The organism is Streptomyces sp. NPDC025273, from assembly GCF_040638585.1.
GTDB classification, from domain to species: Bacteria; Actinomycetota; Actinomycetes; order Streptomycetales; family Streptomycetaceae; genus Streptomyces; species Streptomyces cinereorectus.
The window spans coordinates 38,560-56,377 of the sequence record NZ_JBEZYP010000003.1 but is presented as its reverse complement, the minus strand read 5'-3'; the positions used below and the strand labels follow the sequence as shown (position 1 = coordinate 56,377).

Here is a 17,818-nt window from a genome sequence, read left to right as displayed (position 1 = left end):
CGGTGCCATGGTGGCCGAGTGATGCCTGGTCAGCCGGGAGCCTTCCACACGTACGGTGCCGGTCGTGTGAACACTGTGTATTTATCATGTGCAGGTCAAGTGACGGGACGGAGTGGCCGCCGGGGGCAACGGATGCGGCGACGTCGTCCCGGCGCGAGAATTGCCGCAAGGACGAGGAGGCGGCATGAGCGAAGAGTCGGAATCCATATCCGTATCCGTGCCGGAGGTGCAGCTGGTGACTCCCGACCGTCTGCTGCACACCGGCGGAAACGACCAGCCCACCGCGGAGGATCTGGTGCTCGCCTCCGGGCGGGACCTGACCCCGGAGTCCCTGGAGTGGGCACGGCGCACGCTGGCCGAGGAGGGCCGGTCGGCCATGGACAAACGGCTTCCTTAGGACGCCGTGGCGGGGAGCGTGCGAAGCGCCCCCCGCCACTCGGTTAGCCTGAACGCAATATGAACCGTTTGACGACGTCACAGGGCGGATTCGATCTCGCCCGCTTTCCCGAGGACCCACGCGACCCGTTCCGTGCGTGGGATGCCGCCGACGAGTATCTGCTGCGCCGGCTGGAAGGGGCGCAGGACAGCGAGCCGGTCGCCCTGTCCGGCACCGTGGCCGTGGTCGGTGACCGTTGGGGCGCCCTCGCCACCGCGCTGGCCGGACACCGGCCCGTACAGATCACCGATTCGTATCTCGCCCAGCGCGCCACCGCGGCCAATCTGGCCCGCAACGGCGCCGATCCGGACGCGGTCCGCATGCTGTCGGTGCGCGACACCCCGCCGGAGCGCGTCGACGTGCTGCTCGTACGGGTGCCCAAGAGCCTCGCGCTCCTGGAGGACCAGCTGCACAGGCTCGCGCCGGCCGTCCACGCCGGGACCGTCGTCATCGGCACCGGCATGGTCAAGGAGATCCACACCTCCACCCTCAAGCTCTTCGAACGGATCATCGGGCCCACCCGCACCTCGCTCGCGGTGAAGAAGGCCCGGCTCGTCTTCTGCACCCCCGATCCGGCGCTGCCCAGGAGCCCCAGCCCCTGGCCGTACCGCTACGACCTGCCGGACGACGTCGGTGCCGTCTCCGGCCGGACCATGACCAACCACGCCGGCATCTTCTGCGCGGAGCGCCTGGACATCGGCACCCGCTTCTTCCTGAAGCACCTGCCCGGGCGGACCGGCGCCGACCGCGTCGTCGACCTCGGCTGCGGGAACGGCGTCCTGGGGCTGTCCGCCTCCCTCGCCAACCCCGAGGCCTCCGTCACCTTCATCGACGAGTCGTACCAGGCGGTCGCCTCCGCCGAGGCGACCTTCCGGGCCAACGCGCGGCCCGATGCACAGGCGGACTTCCTGGTCGGGGACGGGATGGCGGACCTGCCCGCGGGAAGCGTGGACCTCGTCCTCAGCAACCCGCCGTTCCACTCGCACCAGGCGGTCTCGGACGCCACGGCCCGCACCATGTTCCACGGAGCGCGAGCCGCGCTGCGTCCCGGCGGGGAGCTGTGGGTCGTCGGCAACCGGCACCTCGGCTACCACACGCAGCTGCGCCGGACGTTCGGCAACTGCACCACTGTGGCCGGCGATCCGAAGTTCGTCGTCCTTCGGGCCGTCAAGCGCTGACCGGGCTCCGGCCCGGTCGTCCCGCCCGGCCAGGGCGGCACAGCGGGCACGTCCGCGGCCCGGGGCAGGGTTCCGGGGGCAGCCGGCGGTGGTGGCATGGCTCCCACCCCTCGCCGGAACGGACGAGGGTGCGGTATGCATGTATCGCGGAGACGTCTCACTCCGTTTCACGAGATTCCGAGCACGACCGCACCCCGGCACGACGAGGCCGCGAGGCCTCCCGGTTCCACAGCCGAGTGGAAGGTACGAGCCGATGCACGAGCCGACGAGAGACGCGGACCCCGGGCTGTTCGGCCCCGGATCCGTCACCTGGCAGATGCACGCGGACCCCATGATGTGGGTGGCCGGCGTACGCGCCCTCTACTTCCAGGCACTGCACCCGCGCGCCGTCCGCGGGGTCATGCAGAACTCCGACTTCCGCAAGGACGCCTGGGGACGCCTGATGCGCACCGCGGACTTCGTGGGCACCCTGACCTACGGCACCACCGGGGCGGCGGAGAGCTACGGCGCCCGGGTCCGCAAGATCCACCGCCTCCTCGGGGCCACGGACCCGGCGACCGGCGAGAGCTACTGCCTCGACGAACCCGGACTCCTGCTCTGGGTGCACTGTGCCGAGATCGACTCCTACCTCCAGGTGCAGCGCCGCTCCGGCTTCCCGCTCACCGACGCCCAGGCCGACCGGTACGTCGACGAACAGCGCAGATCCGCCCGCCTCGTCGGCCTCGACCCCTCCGGCGTCCCCGCCACGACCGCGGCACTCGCCGCCTACCTCGAACGGGTCCGCCCCGAACTCGCCGCCGGTCCGGAAGCGCGGGACGTCGACGACTTCCTGCGCCGCCCACCGGTCCACGCCCTGCTGACACCGGCGCGGGCACTGCTGTGGCGACGTGTGGCGGCCCTCGCCTACGATTCCCTGCCCCCGTACGCCCACGAGCTGTACGGCAGGACGGCGCCGCCCCAGGAGGCCGTCGACCGCCGCCTGCGCACCACCGGCACCGCCCTGCGCCGCATCCCCGCACGCATCCGCTGGTGCCTGCCACCGGGACACGTCGTGAAGGCGATGAAACGACTCGGCCCCGGCAGCCGCCCCGCCCCGTACGAACTCCGCGGACGGGCCGCCATACTGGAGGGGCCGGGGAGGGCGCAGCAGCAGGCGAGCGACGGGGGCGACAGCAGGCGATGGCGGACACCAGGCTGATCCAGAGCCGGTACCGGCTGCTCGACGTGATCGGGCGCGGCGGCATGGGCGAGGTGTGGCGTGCCCGCGACGAATCCCTGGGCCGCAAGGTGGCCGTCAAATGTCTCAAACCGATGGGGCCTCAGCACGACCAGTCCTTCACCCGCATCCTGCGCGAACGCTTCCGCCGCGAGGCACGGGTCGCCGCGGCGCTCCAGCACCGGGGCGTCACCGTCGTCCACGACTTCGGCGAGTCCGAGGGCGTCCTCTACCTCGTCATGGAGCTCCTGGAGGGGCGCAACCTCAGCCAGCTCCTGGAGGACAACAAACAGCACCCGCTGCCGGTGCCCGACATCGTCGACATCGCGGAACAGGTCGCCGACGCCCTCGGCTACACCCACCAGCAGGGCATCGTGCACCGCGACCTCAAGCCCGCCAACATCATGCGGCTCGACGACGGCACGGTGAAGATCTGCGATTTCGGCATCGCCCGGCTGGGCCACGACATCGGCCACTCCTCACGGCTCACCGGCACCGGGATCGCCATGGGCACCCCGCACTACATGTCGCCCGAGCAGATCAGCGGCGGTGAGGTCGACCACCGCAGCGACCTCTACTCACTGGGCTGCGTGCTGTACGAGATCGCCACGGGCGTACCGCCGTTCGACCTCGACGACGCCTGGGCGGTGCTCGTCGGACACCGTGACACCCAGCCCGAACCGTTGCGCACCCACCGCGCGGAACTGCCGGGGTTCTTCGACCGGGTCGTCCTGGACCTCCTGGCCAAGACGCCGGAGGAACGGCCCGCCGACGCGAGCGACCTACGACAGCGCATCGCCCTCGGCCGCACCGGCGAACAGCCCCGCGGGCCGGAGACCGGAGGGATCCGGCCAGCCCCGCCCGTCCCCGTCCTGCGCCCCGGGCGGCCGGCCGTCTCCCGGACGCCGCACCTGCCCTCCTGGACCCGCAACATGACCACCGGGCACAAGGCGACCGGCGCGGCGTTCCCCGGGACGGCGCCCGTCGACCACTCGGCGGGCCTGACCGGCGCATGGACGACCGGGACCGGGCTCCTGCCTCTCCCCGGCCTCCCCGCCGCCGGAACCCCGCACCCCACCCCGTCGCCCGAGCTGCTCGCCACCCTGGCCAGCCGGTACGGCGCCGGGCTGAACCTGGCGCGCCTGGGCCACTGGGAGGAGGCCGGGGAGGTGCACCGCTCGGTCGCGGAGGCGCGCGAGCAGGCCCTGGGCCCCGACCACCCCGACACCCTCGCCAGCCGGTACGAGGTCGGGTTCACCCTCAGCCGTACCGGACGCGCGGCCGACGCGCTGCGCACCTTCGCACGGGTCGCCGACGGCCGCGAACGCTCCTTGGGGCCCGACCACCCCGAGACCCTCGCGGCCCGCCAGGAGACGGCGTACGTCCTGGGACAGCTCGGCCGGCACTTCGAGGCCCACCAGGTGTACGCCGCCGTGCTCGCGTCCCGGGAGCGCTCCATGGGCCCGGACCACCCGGACACCCTGCGCTGTCGCCACAACCTGGCCTTCAACCTCAGCAGGCTGGGCCGGGTCGAGGACTCGTACCGGATGGCCCGCGAGGTGGCGGACGCCCGCGGCCGTCTGCTCGGGGCGACGCACCCGGACACCCTGGTCACCCGGTACGAAGTGGCCTGCGCCCTGGGCCGGCTGGGGCGCTGGGCCGAGGCCCTGCAGACGTACCGCGAGGTCGCGCAGGCCCGCGCCGCGGCCCTGGGCGCCGACCACCCCGACACCCTGTCCGCGCGCTACGAGGTCGGGGTCAGCCTCGGCAGGCTCGGCCGCAGCGCCGAGGCCCTGGAGCTGTACCGGGCGCTGGTCGGGGACCGCACCCGGGTCAACGGGCCCACCGACCCGGAGACCCTGCGCGCCCGGCACGGCCTCGGCGTCAACCTCGGACGGATGGCCCGCTGGGAGGAAGCCCTCGTCGAGTCGCGCGACGTGTGCGCGATCCGCGAACGCACCCTGGGCCCCGACCACCCCGACACGCTCGTCAGCCGCCGGGAGGTCGCCGTCGGCCTCGGCTGGCTCGGCCGGTGGGCCGACGCCCTCACCGACTACCGGAAGGTCGCCGAGGCCCGCGAACGGGTCCTGGGCGCCGGCCATCCCGACGCACTCGCCAGCCGCAACGACGAGGCACACTGCCTGGAGCAGCTCGGCCGCGGCGCGGAGGCGGTGGACCTGTACCGGCGGGTCGCCGATCTGCGCCGGCGGGGCGGCCCGGAGCCGCACTGAGCGGCCGTCAGGCTCCCCGCGCCCGTGCGCGGTAGAGGTCGCGCAAGAGTGCGATCTCGGCACCGTGGTGCAGCAGTTCCTGGTTGACCCACCAGACGGTGTCGATGAACGGATCCTCCGGATCGCTCCCGTGCGGACAGGTGCTGTACCCGACCGTGTCGAGCGCCGCGTCGTCGGCTCCGAGCAGCGCCGACCGCCACGCGGCTGCCCCCGCCTCGAAGGCCGCGATCGCCCCGGCGGCGTCTCCCACGACCTGGTGGTCGTCCCGGGTCATGCTGTGCCCTCCGGCCGTGTGGTCGGCGCGCAGGGTCAGCATCTCGGTGAGGTGGCTCAGACGCCAGGCGAGGGTGGTGAACGGTGGAGGCGACGGGTGCGGGAACGGTGTGGCGTCCCGCCCCCACTCGCCCGCTCCCGCGAGCACGGTCGCAGCCCTCTGGCCAGGGGTGATCGTCCCATGTTACGAAGGGGCCATGCCCACAGACGAGAAGCGAGCACCCGGCACACCCGCGCACGACAGCTACGACGCGGTGATCGTCGGCGGCGGCCACAACGGTCTCGTCGCCGCCGCCTACCTCGCCCGTGCCGGGCGGTCCGTCCTCGTCCTGGAGCGCCTCGGCAGCACCGGGGGAGCGGCCGTCTCGACCCGCCCGTTCGACGGGATCGACGCCAGGCTGTCCCGCTACTCGTACCTCGTCTCGCTGCTCCCCCAGAAGATCGTCCGCGATCTCGGCCTCGACTTCGCGGTACGCAAGCGCACGGTTTCCTCGTACACCCCGGCCGTGCGCGGCGGACGGGCCACCGGGCTGCTCGTCGGCGGCGCAGGCACCCGGGCGTCCTTCGCGGAACTCACCGGCGGCGACCGCGAGTACGACGCGTGGCAGCGCTTCTACGCGATGACGCGGCGGGTCGCGACACGTGTCTTCCCGACGCTCACCGAACCCCTGCCGGCCCGTGACGGACTGCGTGCGCGGATCGACGACGCGGAGGCCTGGCGCACGCTGTTCGAGGAGCCCATCGGGGTCGCCGTCGAGGAGCGGTTCACCGACGACCTCGTACGCGGGGTCGTGCTGACCGATGCCCTGATCGGCACCTTCGCCGACGCCCACGACACGTCCCTGCTCCAGAACCGCTGCTTCCTCTACCACGTGATCGGCGGCGGCACCGGGGACTGGGACGTCCCCGTCGGCGGGATGGGCGCGCTCACCGACGCGCTGGCCGGGGCGGCCCGGGCGGCGGGCGCCGAGATCCGCGTCCTGCACGAGGCGACCCGGATCGAGACGGACGGCACCCGCGCGGAGGTCACCGTCCGCTCACCCGGCGGGGAACGGGTGGTCGCTGCCCGGCGGGTCCTGGTCAACGCCTCGCCGCAGGCACTGGCCGCGCTCCTCGGCGAGGAGCCGCCCGCCCAGGCCGAGGGAGCGCAGCTGAAGGTGAACATGCTGCTCACCCGGCTGCCGAAGCTGCGTGACCACGCGGTGGACCCGCACCGGGCGTTCACCGGAACGTTCCACATCGCGGAGGGGTACACGCAGCTCGCCGACGCCTACCGCGACGCGGCGGCGGGACGGCTGCCCGCCGCCCCGCCGTCCGAGATCTACTGCCACTCGCTGACCGACCCGTCGATCCTCGGCCCGGACCTCGCGGCCCGCGGCTACCAGACCCTCACCCTTTTCGGGCTGCACACCCCCGCCCGGCTCTTCGCCGCGGACAACGGGGCGACACGCGCGGCCCTGCTCAAGGCCACCCTCGCGGAACTCGACAGCCATCTGGAGGAACCGATCGCCGACTGCCTGGCCCTCGACGGCAACGGCGAGCCGTGCGTCGAGGCGAAGACACCCCTCGACCTGGAGCAGGACCTGCGCCTGCCCGGCGGCCACATCTTCCACCGGGACCTGTCCTTCCCGTACGCCACCGGGGAGACCGGCCGCTGGGGCGTCGAGACCGCGCACGCCAACGTCCTGCTGTGCGGGGCGGGCGCGGTGCGCGGCGGCGGGGTCAGCGGGGTGCCCGGCCACAACGCCGCCATGGCGGCGCTGGGCCGGTGACGGACCGGCCGGGACACGCCGGACCCGGACGCCGATGACGGCCAACCGCCCCGCCCGGTCGGAGGACCGGACGGGGCGGGGGTGCGGGACAGGGAGGGCGGGTGCGGGTTTCACCCTCCCCGGTCCCGGCCGGTGACCGACTCCGCTCAGGAGGCGGTGCAGGAACCGACGGCAGGCGTCGAGGTGTTGCCGTTCGTGTTCACGGTGAACCCGAAGGACGTAGAGGCACCCGCGGCGAGGTACCCGTTGCCGCTCGGCTTGACCGTCATCACGTTTCCGCTGGTGTCCCAGGTGGGCGAGCCGTTCCAGGTGGCGGAGACCTTCTGCGGCGACGTCACGGTCACCGGCACCGTCCAGGAGCTGATCGCCGAACCGCCTGCCTTGATGGTCACCTGCCCGTTGAACCCGCCGTTCCAGGTGGCGGTCTGGGTGTAGGTGGCCGTGCAGCTACCGCTACCGCCACCGGTGGACCCACCGAGCGCGGTGAGCACCGCGTCGTACGCCGGCTTCTTGTTGTAGTTGCCGTCGAACAGCAGCGGGGTGCCGCTGCTGCGCCACGAGTACTTGTCGGTGACCCCCCACACCGTGATGCCGGTGCAGCGCGTGACCGCCAGGCAGGCGTTCACGACGCTGGAGTACGAGGCGGCCTGGGAGGAACCCGAGCCCTCGATGTCCAGCTCGGTGATCTGCACGTCGACACCGAGGTCGGCGAAGCGCTGCAGATTGGCCCGGTAGTCCGAGGGGACGGGGGAGTTGCTGTTGAAGTGCGACTGGAACCCGACGCAGTCGATCGGCACACCACGCTGCTTGAAGTCCTTCACCATGGCGTAGACCGCGTTGCTCTTCGCGTTCTGACCGTCGGTGTTGTAGTCGTTGTAGCAGAGCTTGACGCCGGCATCGACCGCGCGGGCGGTACGGAACGCCTCCTCGATGAAGCCGTTCCCGAGCTTGTCCTGGAACGGCGAGCTGCGGCGTGCCCCGCTGCTGCCGTCCTGGTACGCCTCGTTCACCACGTCCCAGGAGTCGATCTTGCCCTTGTAGTGCGTCATCACCTGCGTGATGTGGTTGTTCATCGCCGTACGCAGATCGGCCGTGCCCAGGCCGCCGACCCAGCCGGGCAGCTGCGAATGCCAGACGAGCGTGTGGCCCCGGACCTTCATGCCCTTGCTCCGCGCGCGGTTGACGATCTGGTCGGCGGACGAGTAGTTGAACGAGTTGCGGGTGCTCTCGATAGCGTCCCACTTCATCTCGTTCTCGGGCGTGACCGAGTCGAACTGGGCGTCCAGCGTGGACGCGTACTGCGCCTCGCCGAGGTGATGGGCGGCCACCGCCGTGCCGAAGTACCGGCCCTTCGCCGCCGCGGCGTTGCCGAGCGTGCCGACGGCCTCGGCCGGGCCGGCGAGCGACACCACGCCGGCCAGGGCGAGGACACCGGCCGTGACGAGGGACAGGGCCCGCCTGGTGCGGGCCGGCAGGTGCGGGCGGGCGGAGATGCCGTCGGGGGATACCTGAACCATCGCGTTTCCAGCCTCTTCTTCCGGATGCCGGGCGGATCCAACAGAGCGCCCGGACGGGTGAGTCGGACCGTTCGAGGTGCTGTGCAGCCGTCGGCGGAAACACCCCGAGGGCGCTTCCGCGGCGGGAAGGCGAGCAGTGGAACAGAGGGGAGCGAGGGAGAGTATGCGCCCAACGGGAAGGTGCGTCAACGCTGTATTTCCGAAATATTTCCGAGCGAATAACTGCTCATTTGATGACCATCGGCTGTTCCACGTGCGAAGACGGTGCGGTTCAGGCGCGGATCCGGACTCTTCGACGGGTGGAGTGTGGTAGCACGCAAAGACATGTCGAAAGACGTTCACCATGCTTGTCGAAAGTTTCGAAATGGCTGATGGCTCAGCGCGTGGCCATGAGAAGAGCGCGGGCCGCCCTTGCGCGGCCCGCGCTCACCCTCGCGCCCTGCGGCGCGCGTCTCAACTGCCCATGAGCGAAAAGCGGATCACGACACCCGCCGGCACCGTCACCTTGCCGGGCGTCAGATCGCCCTCGGCGCTCCCGTCGTGCCGGCCGGTCCGCGGTAGTTCTGCAACTGCTCGGAGTCCACGTCCGTGACGGGGACGACGGGCCCGAGCCGCACCTCGGCCGCCGCGGCGCACCGGGCTCGCTTCTGCCGAGCCGCGGCCACGTCCGCCGAACGCGCCCGGGCGCGCAGCTCCTTCTCGGTACGCACGTTGGCCCCCGCGTCGACGACGTCGATGAGCACGGTCTCCAGGATGTCCGGATCCCGCAGCTCGATCACGAAGGCCGCGGTGCACCCGTAGCCGAGGAACGTGGCCTCGTTGCCGTGGCTCCACTGCGACGGCGGGTTCAGCCGAGACCTCGACGGCGGCTTCGGGCGCCCGGTGCACGCGCCGGACCACCCGGATCCGGTTCACCCCGCCCCGGGTGGCGGCGAAGGCCTCACCCGGGTGTGTTCCCGGTCTGCTCGATCGCGACGCGGAGGCGTGCCAGGTCGGGTGCGGCATCCATGCCGTCCGCCCCGAACACCGACACGCCCCACGGGGCGTCGACGGAGCGCGTTGTATTCACGCGGGTCATCCAACCGGCCGGGCCGCCGGCCGGGCCGCTCAGTCGGCGGAGACGGTCCAGCCCGTCGCCTCGACGCGGCCGGAATCGCCCGGCCTGTTCCCGTCGAAGAGCGTGCGGCTGCCGTCCCGGACGCGCAGGCCGTCGACGTACGCACCGCGCCCGACGTACAACCGGTCGGTGGTGTACCGCCATCGCAGCCTGAGCTCGGTGCCGCGCCAGGCCGCCAGGTCCGCATCGAGGCGGTGCCAGACCCGCCCCGACCAGCCGGACACCGAGCCCGCCGGGTGCGCCTGGTCCTGCGGCGGCCGGGTGCCGTGCGCCGGTACGGTCGTGAACGGCACCGGCTGCCACGTCGCCCCCGAATCCGACGACGCCTCCAGGCTGAGGGAGTCCGACGCCGGTTCGGTGTCCCACCAGAGCGCACAGCTCAGCACCGGGTGCGCGGAGACCGGACGCAGTGCGGGCAGCGCCAGCGTGGCGGTGGCCGCGCTCTCCATACCGGAGAACCAGGCGGTGCCGCCCCGGGCGGGACGGACGGGCACGGCACGCGCCATCCTGTTGGCGGCCGCGACCCGCGGGGCACTGCCCGAGCGCCAGCTGCGTACGGGGTGCACGGAGTTGCCCAGGATGATCAGGAACGAGTCCGTCGTGGGATCGATGACCAGGCTCGTGCCGGTGAACCCGGTGTGGCCCGCGGTGCGCGGGGTGGCCATCGCGCCCATGTACCAGTGCTGGTAGAGCTCGAAGCCCAGACCGTGCTCGTCGCCCGGGAACGCGGTGTTGAAGTCGGTGAACAGCAGCTCCACCGAATCCTCGGACAGGATCCGGGATCTGCCGTAGACGCCCCCGTTCAGGAGCGTACGGGCCAGGACGGCCAGATCCCAGGCACAGGAGAAGACCCCCGCATGCCCGGCGACCCCGTCCAGGCTGTACGCGTTCTCGTCGTGGACCTCGCCCCAGACCAGACCGCGCTCCAGCCCCGACCAGGGCAGCCGGGCGTCCTCGGTGGCGGCGATCTTCGGCTTCCAGGAGGCAGGCGGGTTGTACCGGGTGCGCTGCATCCCGAGCGGAGCGGTGATCTCCTCGCGGAGCAGCACATCCTGAGTGCGTCCGGTGAGCTTCTCCAGGACCAGCTGCAGGGAGATCAGGTTGAGGTCGGAATAGAGGTACTTCGTCCCGGGGGCGGAGGCCGGCACCTCGTCCCACAGCAGACGGAGCTTCCCCTCGCGGGTCGGCTCCTTGAACAGCGGGATCCAGGACCGGAAGCCTGAGGTGTGGGTGAGCAGCTGACGGATCGTGATGTGTTGCTTGCCCCCGCCCGCGAAGTCCGGCAGGTACGAGGCGACCGCGGCCTCCAGGTCCAGCCTGCCCCGTTCGATCTGCTGCACGGCCAGGATCGAGGTGAACAGCTTCGACACCGAGGCCAGGTCGAAGACCGTGTCCTCGGCCATCGCGATCTGCTGGTCCGCGGGGAACTCCACCCCGGTGTCGGTCTTCTCGTCGTAGGCCGCGTAACGCACGGCCTTGCCGATCGGCCGGTGCAGGGCCACGGTGCCGCCGCGCCCGGCCAGCAGCACGGCGCCCGCGTACCAGGGGTGGGCGGGCGAACCGGCGAGGTACTTCTCCGCGTCGGACACGAGCCGGTCGAGCGGTTCCTCCAGCAGTCCCGCACGCGCGGCGGAGCCCCGGCGCAGCGTGGGCCGGCCCGACCCTGATCCCATACCCGTCCCGGTTCCCGCTCCCGTGCCCGCCGCCTCCGGCCCGGCGCCGACCGCCGCTTGTGCCGTTCCCGCGAAGGGGATCGGCGCGAGGGCGAGCGCTCCGCCCAGGGCCAGTATCCCGCCGCCCATCCTCCGACGGCTCATTCCCCGGTCCGACACGTCCCCGGCCATCCGGAACCCCTTCCCCTTCATGTCGAAAGCACCAGTGCGAAAGTAACTTTCGAAATCTCGTCCGATGGTGAAACTTCCTGCCGAAGCAGAGATTACTGTCACCTCCGCCGCCTCGTACGCCTCTGACGGGACAAAGAATCTGATGGTCCATCAACTAGGCCGAGCGCGGGGGGTGGTAGGACATGCGCGAAGGCGAAGGCATGCCTCCGGCGAACCGCTGTCGCGGTCACCGCTCCCACCGCGTTCCCCGGTCCCGCGCGCTCCTCGGCCGTCCGCCGGGTGCCGGACTCTTGACCACCGGCCCGGGGCCGCCCAGGATCACGCCATGACAGGTGTACGCATCAGCACAGTCGACGGTGTCGTGTCGCGCAGCGCACGGCGCACCCCCGGGCGCACAGCCGTGCGCTACGGAGGCCGAACCTGGACCTACGCGGCCCTGGACGAGGCGGTCGGGACGGCGGCCGCCGTCCTGACCGGCGCACACGGGCTGCGCCCCGGAGACCGGGTCGCCTCCTACGCCCACAATTCCGACGTGTACCTGATCGCCTACCTGGCCTGCGCCCGGGCCGGACTCGTTCACGTACCGGTCAATCAGAACCTCACCGGCGAGGACCTGACGTACATCCTGCGGCAGTCCGGCAGCTCCCTCGTCCTCACCGATCCCGACCTGGCTCCGCGCGTCCCCGCCGGCCACGCCACGCGCGCACTGCGGGACGCACCGGACTCGCTCCTCGGGGAGCTGGGGACCCCACGCGCCTTCGCTCCCGCACACGCACCCGGCGCCGACGACCTCGTCCAGCTGCTCTACACCTCCGGAACCACAGCCGAGCCCAAGGGCGCGATGATGACCCACGGCGCCCTGGTCCACGAGTACGTCAGCGCCATCACCGCCCTCGACCTGCGCGCCACCGACCGTCCCGTCCACTCGCTGCCGCTCTACCACTCCGCGCAGATGCACGTGTTCCTGCTGCCCTACCTCGCGGTGGGCGCCGAGAACACGATCCTCGACGCCCCGGACGCGGGCCGCATCTTCGACCTGGTCGAGGCCGGGCAGGCGGACAGCCTGTTCGCCCCGCCCACCGTATGGATCGGTCTCGCCAACCACCCGGACTTCGCCACTCGCGAGCTAGGCGCTCTCCGCAAGGCGTACTACGGCGCGTCGATCATGCCGGTGCCCGTCCTGGAACGCCTCCGTGCGCGGCTGCCCGGGCTGGCCTTCTACAACTGCTTCGGGCAGAGCGAGATCGGCCCGCTCGCCACCGTCCTCGGCCCTGACGAGCACGAAGGCCGGATGGAATCCTGCGGCAGGCCCGTACTCTTCGTCGAGGCGAGGGTGGTCGACGAGCACGGGACGGAGGTGCCCGACGGGACGGCGGGCGAGGTCGTCTACCGCTCCCCGCAGCTGTGCCAGGGCTATTGGGACAAGCCGGAGGAGAGCGCGGAGGCGTTCCGCGACGGCTGGTTCCACTCGGGCGACCTCGCCGTACGCGATTCCGAGGGCTACTTCACGGTCGTCGACCGGGTGAAGGACGTCATCAACTCCGGAGGCGTCCTCGTGGCCTCACGCCAGGTGGAGGATGCTCTCTATACCCATCCCGCGGTGGCCGAGACGGCGGTCGTGGGGCTGCCCGACGACCGCTGGATCGAGGCCGTCACCGCCATCGTCGTCCTCCGCGGCGAGGCGACGGAACACGAACTGATCGACCACGCCCGCGAGAAGCTGGCCCACTTCAAGGCCCCGAAGAAGGTCCTGTTCGTGGACGAACTGCCCCGCAACGCCAGCGGCAAGATCCTCAAGCGGGAGCTGCGGGACCGGTTCTCCCGGCCGCGGTCCTGACGGCCCGGGACGTGGGCGAGCGAGTGCGGGGCCGACCCCTTAGCCCGTTCGCCGCCGGTCAGCTGATCGTTCCTCAGGCCCCGCCCGCGCTCGGGTGACCTGCGGGAACGATCACCCGGGGCCGGATTCCTGCGCCTGGGCGGGTGACGCGGAGGGCCAGGCGTCGTGTTGCGGAGGTGACGCACTGTCGGTTGCCTCGGGAACGGAGCACAGCAGAGGTGCCGCGCAGACGGGCCGGACCCTGCTCCCGTTGGAGGATCCTCATGCGCAACACACACATCGGTGCGGGTATCTGTCTGGCCGTCGGTGCCCTCGCTCTCTCGGCCCCGGCGGCAGCGGCGGCGGACACCCCCGCCGGTGAACAGACCATTCACATCCGCCCGGCGAAGGCGTCGCCGGGCTCGCAGGTCACGGTCAGTACCAGGGCCTGCGGCAAGGAGACCTACGGTAAGGGCATCTCCGAGGTCGGAGGGGACTTCCACCTCTTCGCGGGCGAACGGCCTGGAGTACTCGTCGGCGTGTTCGAGATCCCGGCAGGAACCGAGCCGGGCACCGACACCGTGACCGTGAAGTGCCCGCCTCGGATCAAGATCACGGACACGTACGAGATCGTCCGCCGCGCCCCGACCGGCGGCGTGGACGCCGGCTTCGGCGCCCCCGCGGACCGGAGCACAAAGCTGGCCGCGGGAAGCGTCCTGCTCGCCGGAGCCGCGGCCGGGGGAGTGGTCAGGATGCGGCGCCGGACGGCAACCGTCCGCACCTGACCGCACGAGCCCTGTCGGGCGGGCCCCGGACGCCGCACCGGTCCGGGCCCGCCAACTCCCCACCCACCCGCGGCGAAGCAGAGGCACACGCGATGGAAACCGGGCGAGGGACCAGCACCTCACCGCAGTCGTTCCCCAAGGTCAAGCACCTCGTCTGGGCCCTGGTGGCGGGCACCGCCCTGGTGATCAGCGGAACACGGGACGGGAACCCGCCACAGCCCCCGGCGGCCCAGGCCGAGTCCCCCGCCGAACCGGCCGGCTCCCCGGGGACGGCCGCGCCGCCCGGCGACCGGTCCCCGGCGCCCGCGAGAGCCCTCGCCTACATGGCACCGGTCCGCCCCGCCCCCGTACCACCCGCGTTCGTGCGCTCCGCCCCCGTTCCACCGGCGCTCGCACCCCGGCCGCCCGTACGCCCTGCGCCCCTGCGCCCCGTACGGGCGCATCCCGCCACGGCCGCGCCCGTCTCCGCGACACCGGCCCCCGGCCGCGGTGCGGCGCGGGCCGCCGTCCAGCCCCTGCCGCGGTCGGAACCGGTCCGGCTGCGGGTCCCCGCCATCGGGGTCGACGCCCCCCTGACGAAGCTCGCCCTCGACGCGGCGGGAGCGCTGCAGCCGCCGCCCGACAACAACCCCGTCCTCGCGGGCTGGTACGCCGACGGCACGGCCCCAGGCTCCGTGGGCACCGCTATCACCGCCGGGCACGTGGACACCCGCGTGGGCCCCGGCGTCTTCCACCGGCTGGGCTCCGTACGCAAGGGTGCCACCATCGAGATCACCCGGGCGGACCTGAGCACCGCCGTGTTCACCGTCTACGCGGTCGAGGTCTACGACAAGAAGAAGTTCCCTGACAAGAAGGTCTACGGCGCCTCGGCCCGGCCCGAGCTCCGGGTGATCACCTGTGGGGGCGAGTTCAGCAGGAAGGCCGGCTACCGGGGCAACGTCGTCGTCTTCGCAGCGCTCACGGGCTCACGCTGAGCCGCTCGGACCGCGCGGTCCCTCAGCCGGCGTCCCTGAGGTCGACGATCCGCTTGATCTTGCCGACCGAGCGTTCCAGGGTCTCCGGATCCACGATCTCGACCCCGACCGTCACCCCGACCCCGTCCTTGACCGCTGTCGCGATCAGCCGCGCGGCGGCCGCACGGTCGTCCGCAGAGGCACCGGCCCGCGCCTCGGCCCGCACGGTCAGGGCGTCCAGGCGGCCCTGCCGGGTCAGCCGGAGCTGGAAGTGCGGTGCCACACCCGGCGTCCGCAGCACGATCTCCTCGATCTGGGTGGGAAAGAGATTCACCCCGCGCAGGATCACCATGTCGTCGCTGCGCCCGGTGACCTTCTCCATCCGACGGAACACCCGTGCCGTACCGGGCAGCAGCCGCGTGAGGTCCCGGGTCCGGTAGCGGATCACGGGCATGGCCTCCTTGGTGAGCGAGGTGAGGACCAGCTCACCCTTCGCACCGTCCGGCAGCACCGCGCCGGTGAACGGGTCGACGACCTCCGGATAGAAATGGTCCTCCCAGATGTGCAGTCCGTCCTTGGTCTCGACGCACTCCTGCGCCACACCGGGGCCCATCACCTCGGACAGCCCGTATATGTCGACCGCGTCGATCGCGAAGCGCTCCTCGATCTCGCCGCGCATCTGCTCGGTCCACGGCTCGGCACCGAAGATGCCGACCTTCAGCGAGGTCGCACGCGGGTCGACGCCCTGGCGTTCGAACTCGTCCAGCAGGGTCAGCATGTACGAGGGCGTGATCATGATGATCTCGGGCCTGAAGTCCTGGATCAGCTGCACCTGCCGTGCCGTCATGCCGCCGGACGCGGGAATGACGGTGCAGCCCAGCCGCTCCGCCCCGTAGTGCGCACCCAGGCCTCCGGTGAACAGCCCGTATCCGTACGCCACATGGACCTTGTGGCCCGGGCGCCCGCCCGCCGCCCTGATCGACCGGGCGACCACGTCCGCCCAGGTGTCCAGATCCCGCTCGGTGTACCCGACCACCGTCGGCCGGCCGGTCGTCCCGCTGGAGGCGTGGATGCGCCGTACCCGTTCCTCGGGTACGGCGAACATCCCGAAGGGGTAGTGATCGCGCAGGTCGGCCTTGACGGTGAAGGGGAAGCGGGCGAGGTCGGCGAGCGTACGGCAGTCCTCGGGCCGCAGGCCGGCGCCGTCGAAGGCCGCCCGGTAGAAACCGACGTGGTCGTACGCGTGCCGCAGCGTCGCCCGGAGCCGTTCCAGCTGCAGCGCCTCCAGCTCGTCGCGGCCGAGCCGCTCGGCTGCGTCCAGCAGAGCCGTCATGCGGGTGATCCTCTCGCCGGGGCGGACGACCGATCATTCGGTCGATCCTCCTGGGAGCAGTAATTCAGGATGTACGGCGCCCTGGCAAGAGGGGTGACGTAGCCCGGAGGAAGAGCCTGGTCAGAAGCCCAGTCCGGTGAGCCCTGGGTGATCGTCGGGCCGCCGTCCTAGCGGCCAGTGGTAACGCCGGTCGGACTCCTCGATCAGGACGTCGTTGATGGAGGCGTGCCTCGCGCGCATGAGCCCGCCGCCGTCGAACTCCCAGTTCTCGTTGCCGTAGGAGCGGTACCACTGTCCCGCGCCGTCGCGCCACTCGTAGGCGAAGCGCACGGCGATCCGGTCACCGTCGTGCGCCCACAGTTCCTTCACGAGGCGGTAGTCCAGCTCACGGGCCCACTTGCGCGTGAGGAAGGCGACGATCTCCTCGCGGCCGGTGACCCACTCGGCGCGATTGCGCCAGCGTGAATCCGGTGTGTAGGCGAGTGCGACGTTCTCCGGGTCGCGGGTGTTCCAGCCGTCCTCGGCGCGGCGGACCTTCTGGACTGCGGATTCCCGTGTGAACGGCGGGACCAGCGGCTGTGCGGTCATGGGGGCCTCCTCCGGTGCGAGTGAGAACGCTCGTTCTCCCCGCGTGCTGCCGTACTTTAGGAGAACGCACGTTCTCACGCAAGGGAGTCCCGGTGGATCTGGCACAGGCACGGGCCGCGGCACTCGACGCCGCAGAGGAGCTGTTCTACGAGCGGGGCATCCAGGCGGTCGGCATGGACGAGATCCGAGCCGCATCGGGCCTCTCGCTCAAACGCCTGTACGGGCTCTTCCCCTCCAAGTCGGCGCTGGTCCGCGCCTGCCTGGAAGCCCGGGACATCCGCTGGCGCGCGCGGCTGGCCGCGTACGTGGACAACTATCCCACCCCGCGGGACAGGCTCCTCGCCGTCTACGACTGGCTCCACCAGTGGTTCTCCGAACCGGGCTTCCGAGGCTGCGCCTTCGTCAACGCCTTCGGCGAACTCGGCGCGGTCGACCCCTCGGTCGCCGATGTCGCCCGCCGCCACAAGGAGGCCTTCGGCGCCTATGTCACCGCACTGGTCGTGGCCGCCGGACGGCCCGCGGAGTCAGCGGCCGCGTACGTGCTGCTCGCCGAGGGCGCGATCGTCACCGCGGCCGTCTCCGGAACCCCCGATCCCGCCCACCGGGCCAAAGAGGCGGCCGCCCGGCTCCTCGCCGGCGTATCCGGCTGACCGCCGCGGAGCGCACGCGCCCCGCAGCGGCCCGCCCTGTTTCACGCGCCGGGCCGGTTCTCCCCGATCCGCGCGGCACCGGGGACTCCGCTGCCCGGACGATCCGTCG

Annotated in this window: 15 protein-coding genes and 1 pseudogene; 9 read left to right on the top strand and 7 right to left on the bottom strand. The window is 71.7% G+C overall.

The features are described from left to right. The first annotated feature begins 184 nt into the window (after positions 1 to 184). The 4 genes from AB0F38_RS07410 to AB0F38_RS07395 all read left to right on the top strand — a co-directional run bounded on the left by AB0F38_RS07410 (position 185) and on the right by AB0F38_RS07395 (position 5,061). The gene (locus AB0F38_RS07410; RefSeq protein WP_361888096.1) at positions 185 to 397 is read left to right on the top strand and encodes a hypothetical protein; all 213 of its coding nucleotides are present in this window, start codon (positions 185 to 187) and stop codon (positions 395 to 397) included. Between the two features lie 59 nt (positions 398 to 456). Next, positions 457 to 1,614, top strand: coding sequence for a methyltransferase (locus tag AB0F38_RS07405; RefSeq protein WP_361888093.1), 1,158 nt, complete (start codon positions 457 to 459; stop codon positions 1,612 to 1,614). A 253-nt stretch (positions 1,615 to 1,867) separates the two neighbouring features. Further along, a complete protein-coding gene (locus AB0F38_RS07400) occupies positions 1,868 to 2,812 on the top strand; it encodes an oxygenase MpaB family protein (protein WP_361888090.1) in 945 nt (314 codons plus the stop codon). Then, positions 2,794 to 5,061, top strand: coding sequence for a serine/threonine-protein kinase (locus tag AB0F38_RS07395; protein WP_361888087.1), 2,268 nt, complete (start codon positions 2,794 to 2,796; stop codon positions 5,059 to 5,061). The genes AB0F38_RS07400 and AB0F38_RS07395 overlap by 19 nt, the downstream gene beginning before the upstream one ends. Before the next feature lie 7 nt (positions 5,062 to 5,068). On the opposite strand, the pseudogene AB0F38_RS07390 reads toward AB0F38_RS07395, so the two are convergent. Continuing rightward, a pseudogene (locus AB0F38_RS07390) lies at positions 5,069 to 5,488 on the bottom strand (DinB family protein); the annotation flags it as partial. A 43-nt stretch (positions 5,489 to 5,531) separates the two neighbouring features. On the opposite strand from AB0F38_RS07390, the gene AB0F38_RS07385 reads away from it, so the two are divergent. Further along, entirely contained in the window at positions 5,532 to 7,106 is a 1,575-nt protein-coding gene (locus tag AB0F38_RS07385; protein WP_361888084.1) for an NAD(P)/FAD-dependent oxidoreductase, read from the top strand. Positions 7,107 to 7,252: 146 nt separating this feature from the next. On the opposite strand, the gene AB0F38_RS07380 is transcribed toward AB0F38_RS07385, so the two are convergent. From AB0F38_RS07380 to AB0F38_RS07365, 4 genes are all read right to left on the bottom strand, one after another. Then, a complete protein-coding gene (locus AB0F38_RS07380) occupies positions 7,253 to 8,623 on the bottom strand; it encodes an endo-1,4-beta-xylanase (RefSeq protein ID WP_361888081.1) in 1,371 nt (456 codons plus the stop codon). 515 nt (positions 8,624 to 9,138) lie between these two features. Beyond that, on the bottom strand, positions 9,139 to 9,474 hold the full coding sequence (locus AB0F38_RS07375; RefSeq protein WP_361888885.1) for an SIMPL domain-containing protein: 336 nt from the start codon (positions 9,472 to 9,474) through the stop codon (positions 9,139 to 9,141). 89 nt (positions 9,475 to 9,563) lie between these two features. Then, a complete protein-coding gene (locus tag AB0F38_RS07370; protein WP_361888079.1) occupies positions 9,564 to 9,692 on the bottom strand; it encodes a hypothetical protein in 129 nt (42 codons plus the stop codon). 38 nt (positions 9,693 to 9,730) lie between these two features. Then, positions 9,731 to 11,584 carry a serine hydrolase gene (locus AB0F38_RS07365; RefSeq protein ID WP_361888882.1) on the bottom strand — a complete coding sequence of 618 codons (1,854 nt, stop codon included), beginning with the start codon at positions 11,582 to 11,584 and terminating at the stop codon, positions 9,731 to 9,733. A gap of 325 nt (positions 11,585 to 11,909) precedes the next feature. Between AB0F38_RS07365 and AB0F38_RS07360 the strand changes: the two genes are divergently transcribed. The 3 genes from AB0F38_RS07360 (at position 11,910) to AB0F38_RS07350 (ending at position 15,159) form a co-directional block, all read left to right on the top strand. Continuing rightward, positions 11,910 to 13,421 (top strand): acyl-CoA synthetase, encoded by a 1,512-nt coding sequence (locus AB0F38_RS07360; protein ID WP_361888076.1) that lies wholly within the window; start codon positions 11,910 to 11,912, stop codon positions 13,419 to 13,421. A gap of 263 nt (positions 13,422 to 13,684) precedes the next feature. Further along, on the top strand, positions 13,685 to 14,185 hold the full coding sequence (locus AB0F38_RS07355; protein ID WP_361888073.1) for a sortase: 501 nt from the start codon (positions 13,685 to 13,687) through the stop codon (positions 14,183 to 14,185). Between the two features lie 422 nt (positions 14,186 to 14,607). Beyond that, positions 14,608 to 15,159, top strand: coding sequence for a class F sortase (locus AB0F38_RS07350; RefSeq protein ID WP_361888879.1), 552 nt, complete (start codon positions 14,608 to 14,610; stop codon positions 15,157 to 15,159). A 22-nt stretch (positions 15,160 to 15,181) separates the two neighbouring features. On the opposite strand, the gene paaK is transcribed toward AB0F38_RS07350, so the two are convergent. Together paaK and AB0F38_RS07340 are read right to left on the bottom strand one after the other, a co-directional pair. Continuing rightward, on the bottom strand, positions 15,182 to 16,471 hold the full coding sequence (gene paaK, locus AB0F38_RS07345) for a phenylacetate--CoA ligase PaaK (RefSeq protein WP_361888070.1): 1,290 nt from the start codon (positions 16,469 to 16,471) through the stop codon (positions 15,182 to 15,184). A 120-nt stretch (positions 16,472 to 16,591) separates the two neighbouring features. Continuing rightward, positions 16,592 to 17,059: a nuclear transport factor 2 family protein gene (locus tag AB0F38_RS07340; protein WP_361888068.1), complete on the bottom strand. Its 468-nt coding sequence runs from the start codon at positions 17,057 to 17,059 to the stop codon at positions 16,592 to 16,594. Between the two features lie 92 nt (positions 17,060 to 17,151). Between AB0F38_RS07340 and AB0F38_RS07335 the strand changes: the two genes are divergently transcribed. Next, positions 17,152 to 17,709, top strand: coding sequence for a TetR/AcrR family transcriptional regulator (locus AB0F38_RS07335; RefSeq protein WP_361888065.1), 558 nt, complete (start codon positions 17,152 to 17,154; stop codon positions 17,707 to 17,709). The last annotated feature ends 109 nt before the right edge of the window (positions 17,710 to 17,818 follow it).

What these genes read in the sequence shown, in the direction of transcription:
- AB0F38_RS07410 (WP_361888096.1), top strand. Translation starts at nt 185, where the DNA reads ATGAGCGAAGAGTCGGAATCCATATCCGTATCCGTGCCGGAGGTGCAG.
- AB0F38_RS07405 (WP_361888093.1), top strand. Translation starts at nt 457, where the DNA reads ATGAACCGTTTGACGACGTCACAGGGCGGATTCGATCTCGCCCGCTTT.
- AB0F38_RS07400 (WP_361888090.1), top strand. Translation starts at nt 1,868, where the DNA reads ATGCACGAGCCGACGAGAGACGCGGACCCCGGGCTGTTCGGCCCCGGA.
- AB0F38_RS07395 (WP_361888087.1), top strand. Translation starts at nt 2,794, where the DNA reads ATGGCGGACACCAGGCTGATCCAGAGCCGGTACCGGCTGCTCGACGTG.
- AB0F38_RS07385 (WP_361888084.1), top strand. Translation starts at nt 5,532, where the DNA reads ATGCCCACAGACGAGAAGCGAGCACCCGGCACACCCGCGCACGACAGC.
- AB0F38_RS07380 (WP_361888081.1), bottom strand. Translation starts at nt 8,623, where the DNA reads ATGGTTCAGGTATCCCCCGACGGCATCTCCGCCCGCCCGCACCTGCCG.
- AB0F38_RS07365 (WP_361888882.1), bottom strand. Translation starts at nt 11,584, where the DNA reads ATGGCCGGGGACGTGTCGGACCGGGGAATGAGCCGTCGGAGGATGGGC.
- AB0F38_RS07360 (WP_361888076.1), top strand. Translation starts at nt 11,910, where the DNA reads ATGACAGGTGTACGCATCAGCACAGTCGACGGTGTCGTGTCGCGCAGC.
- AB0F38_RS07355 (WP_361888073.1), top strand. Translation starts at nt 13,685, where the DNA reads ATGCGCAACACACACATCGGTGCGGGTATCTGTCTGGCCGTCGGTGCC.
- paaK (WP_361888070.1), bottom strand. Translation starts at nt 16,471, where the DNA reads ATGACGGCTCTGCTGGACGCAGCCGAGCGGCTCGGCCGCGACGAGCTG.
- AB0F38_RS07340 (WP_361888068.1), bottom strand. Translation starts at nt 17,059, where the DNA reads ATGACCGCACAGCCGCTGGTCCCGCCGTTCACACGGGAATCCGCAGTC.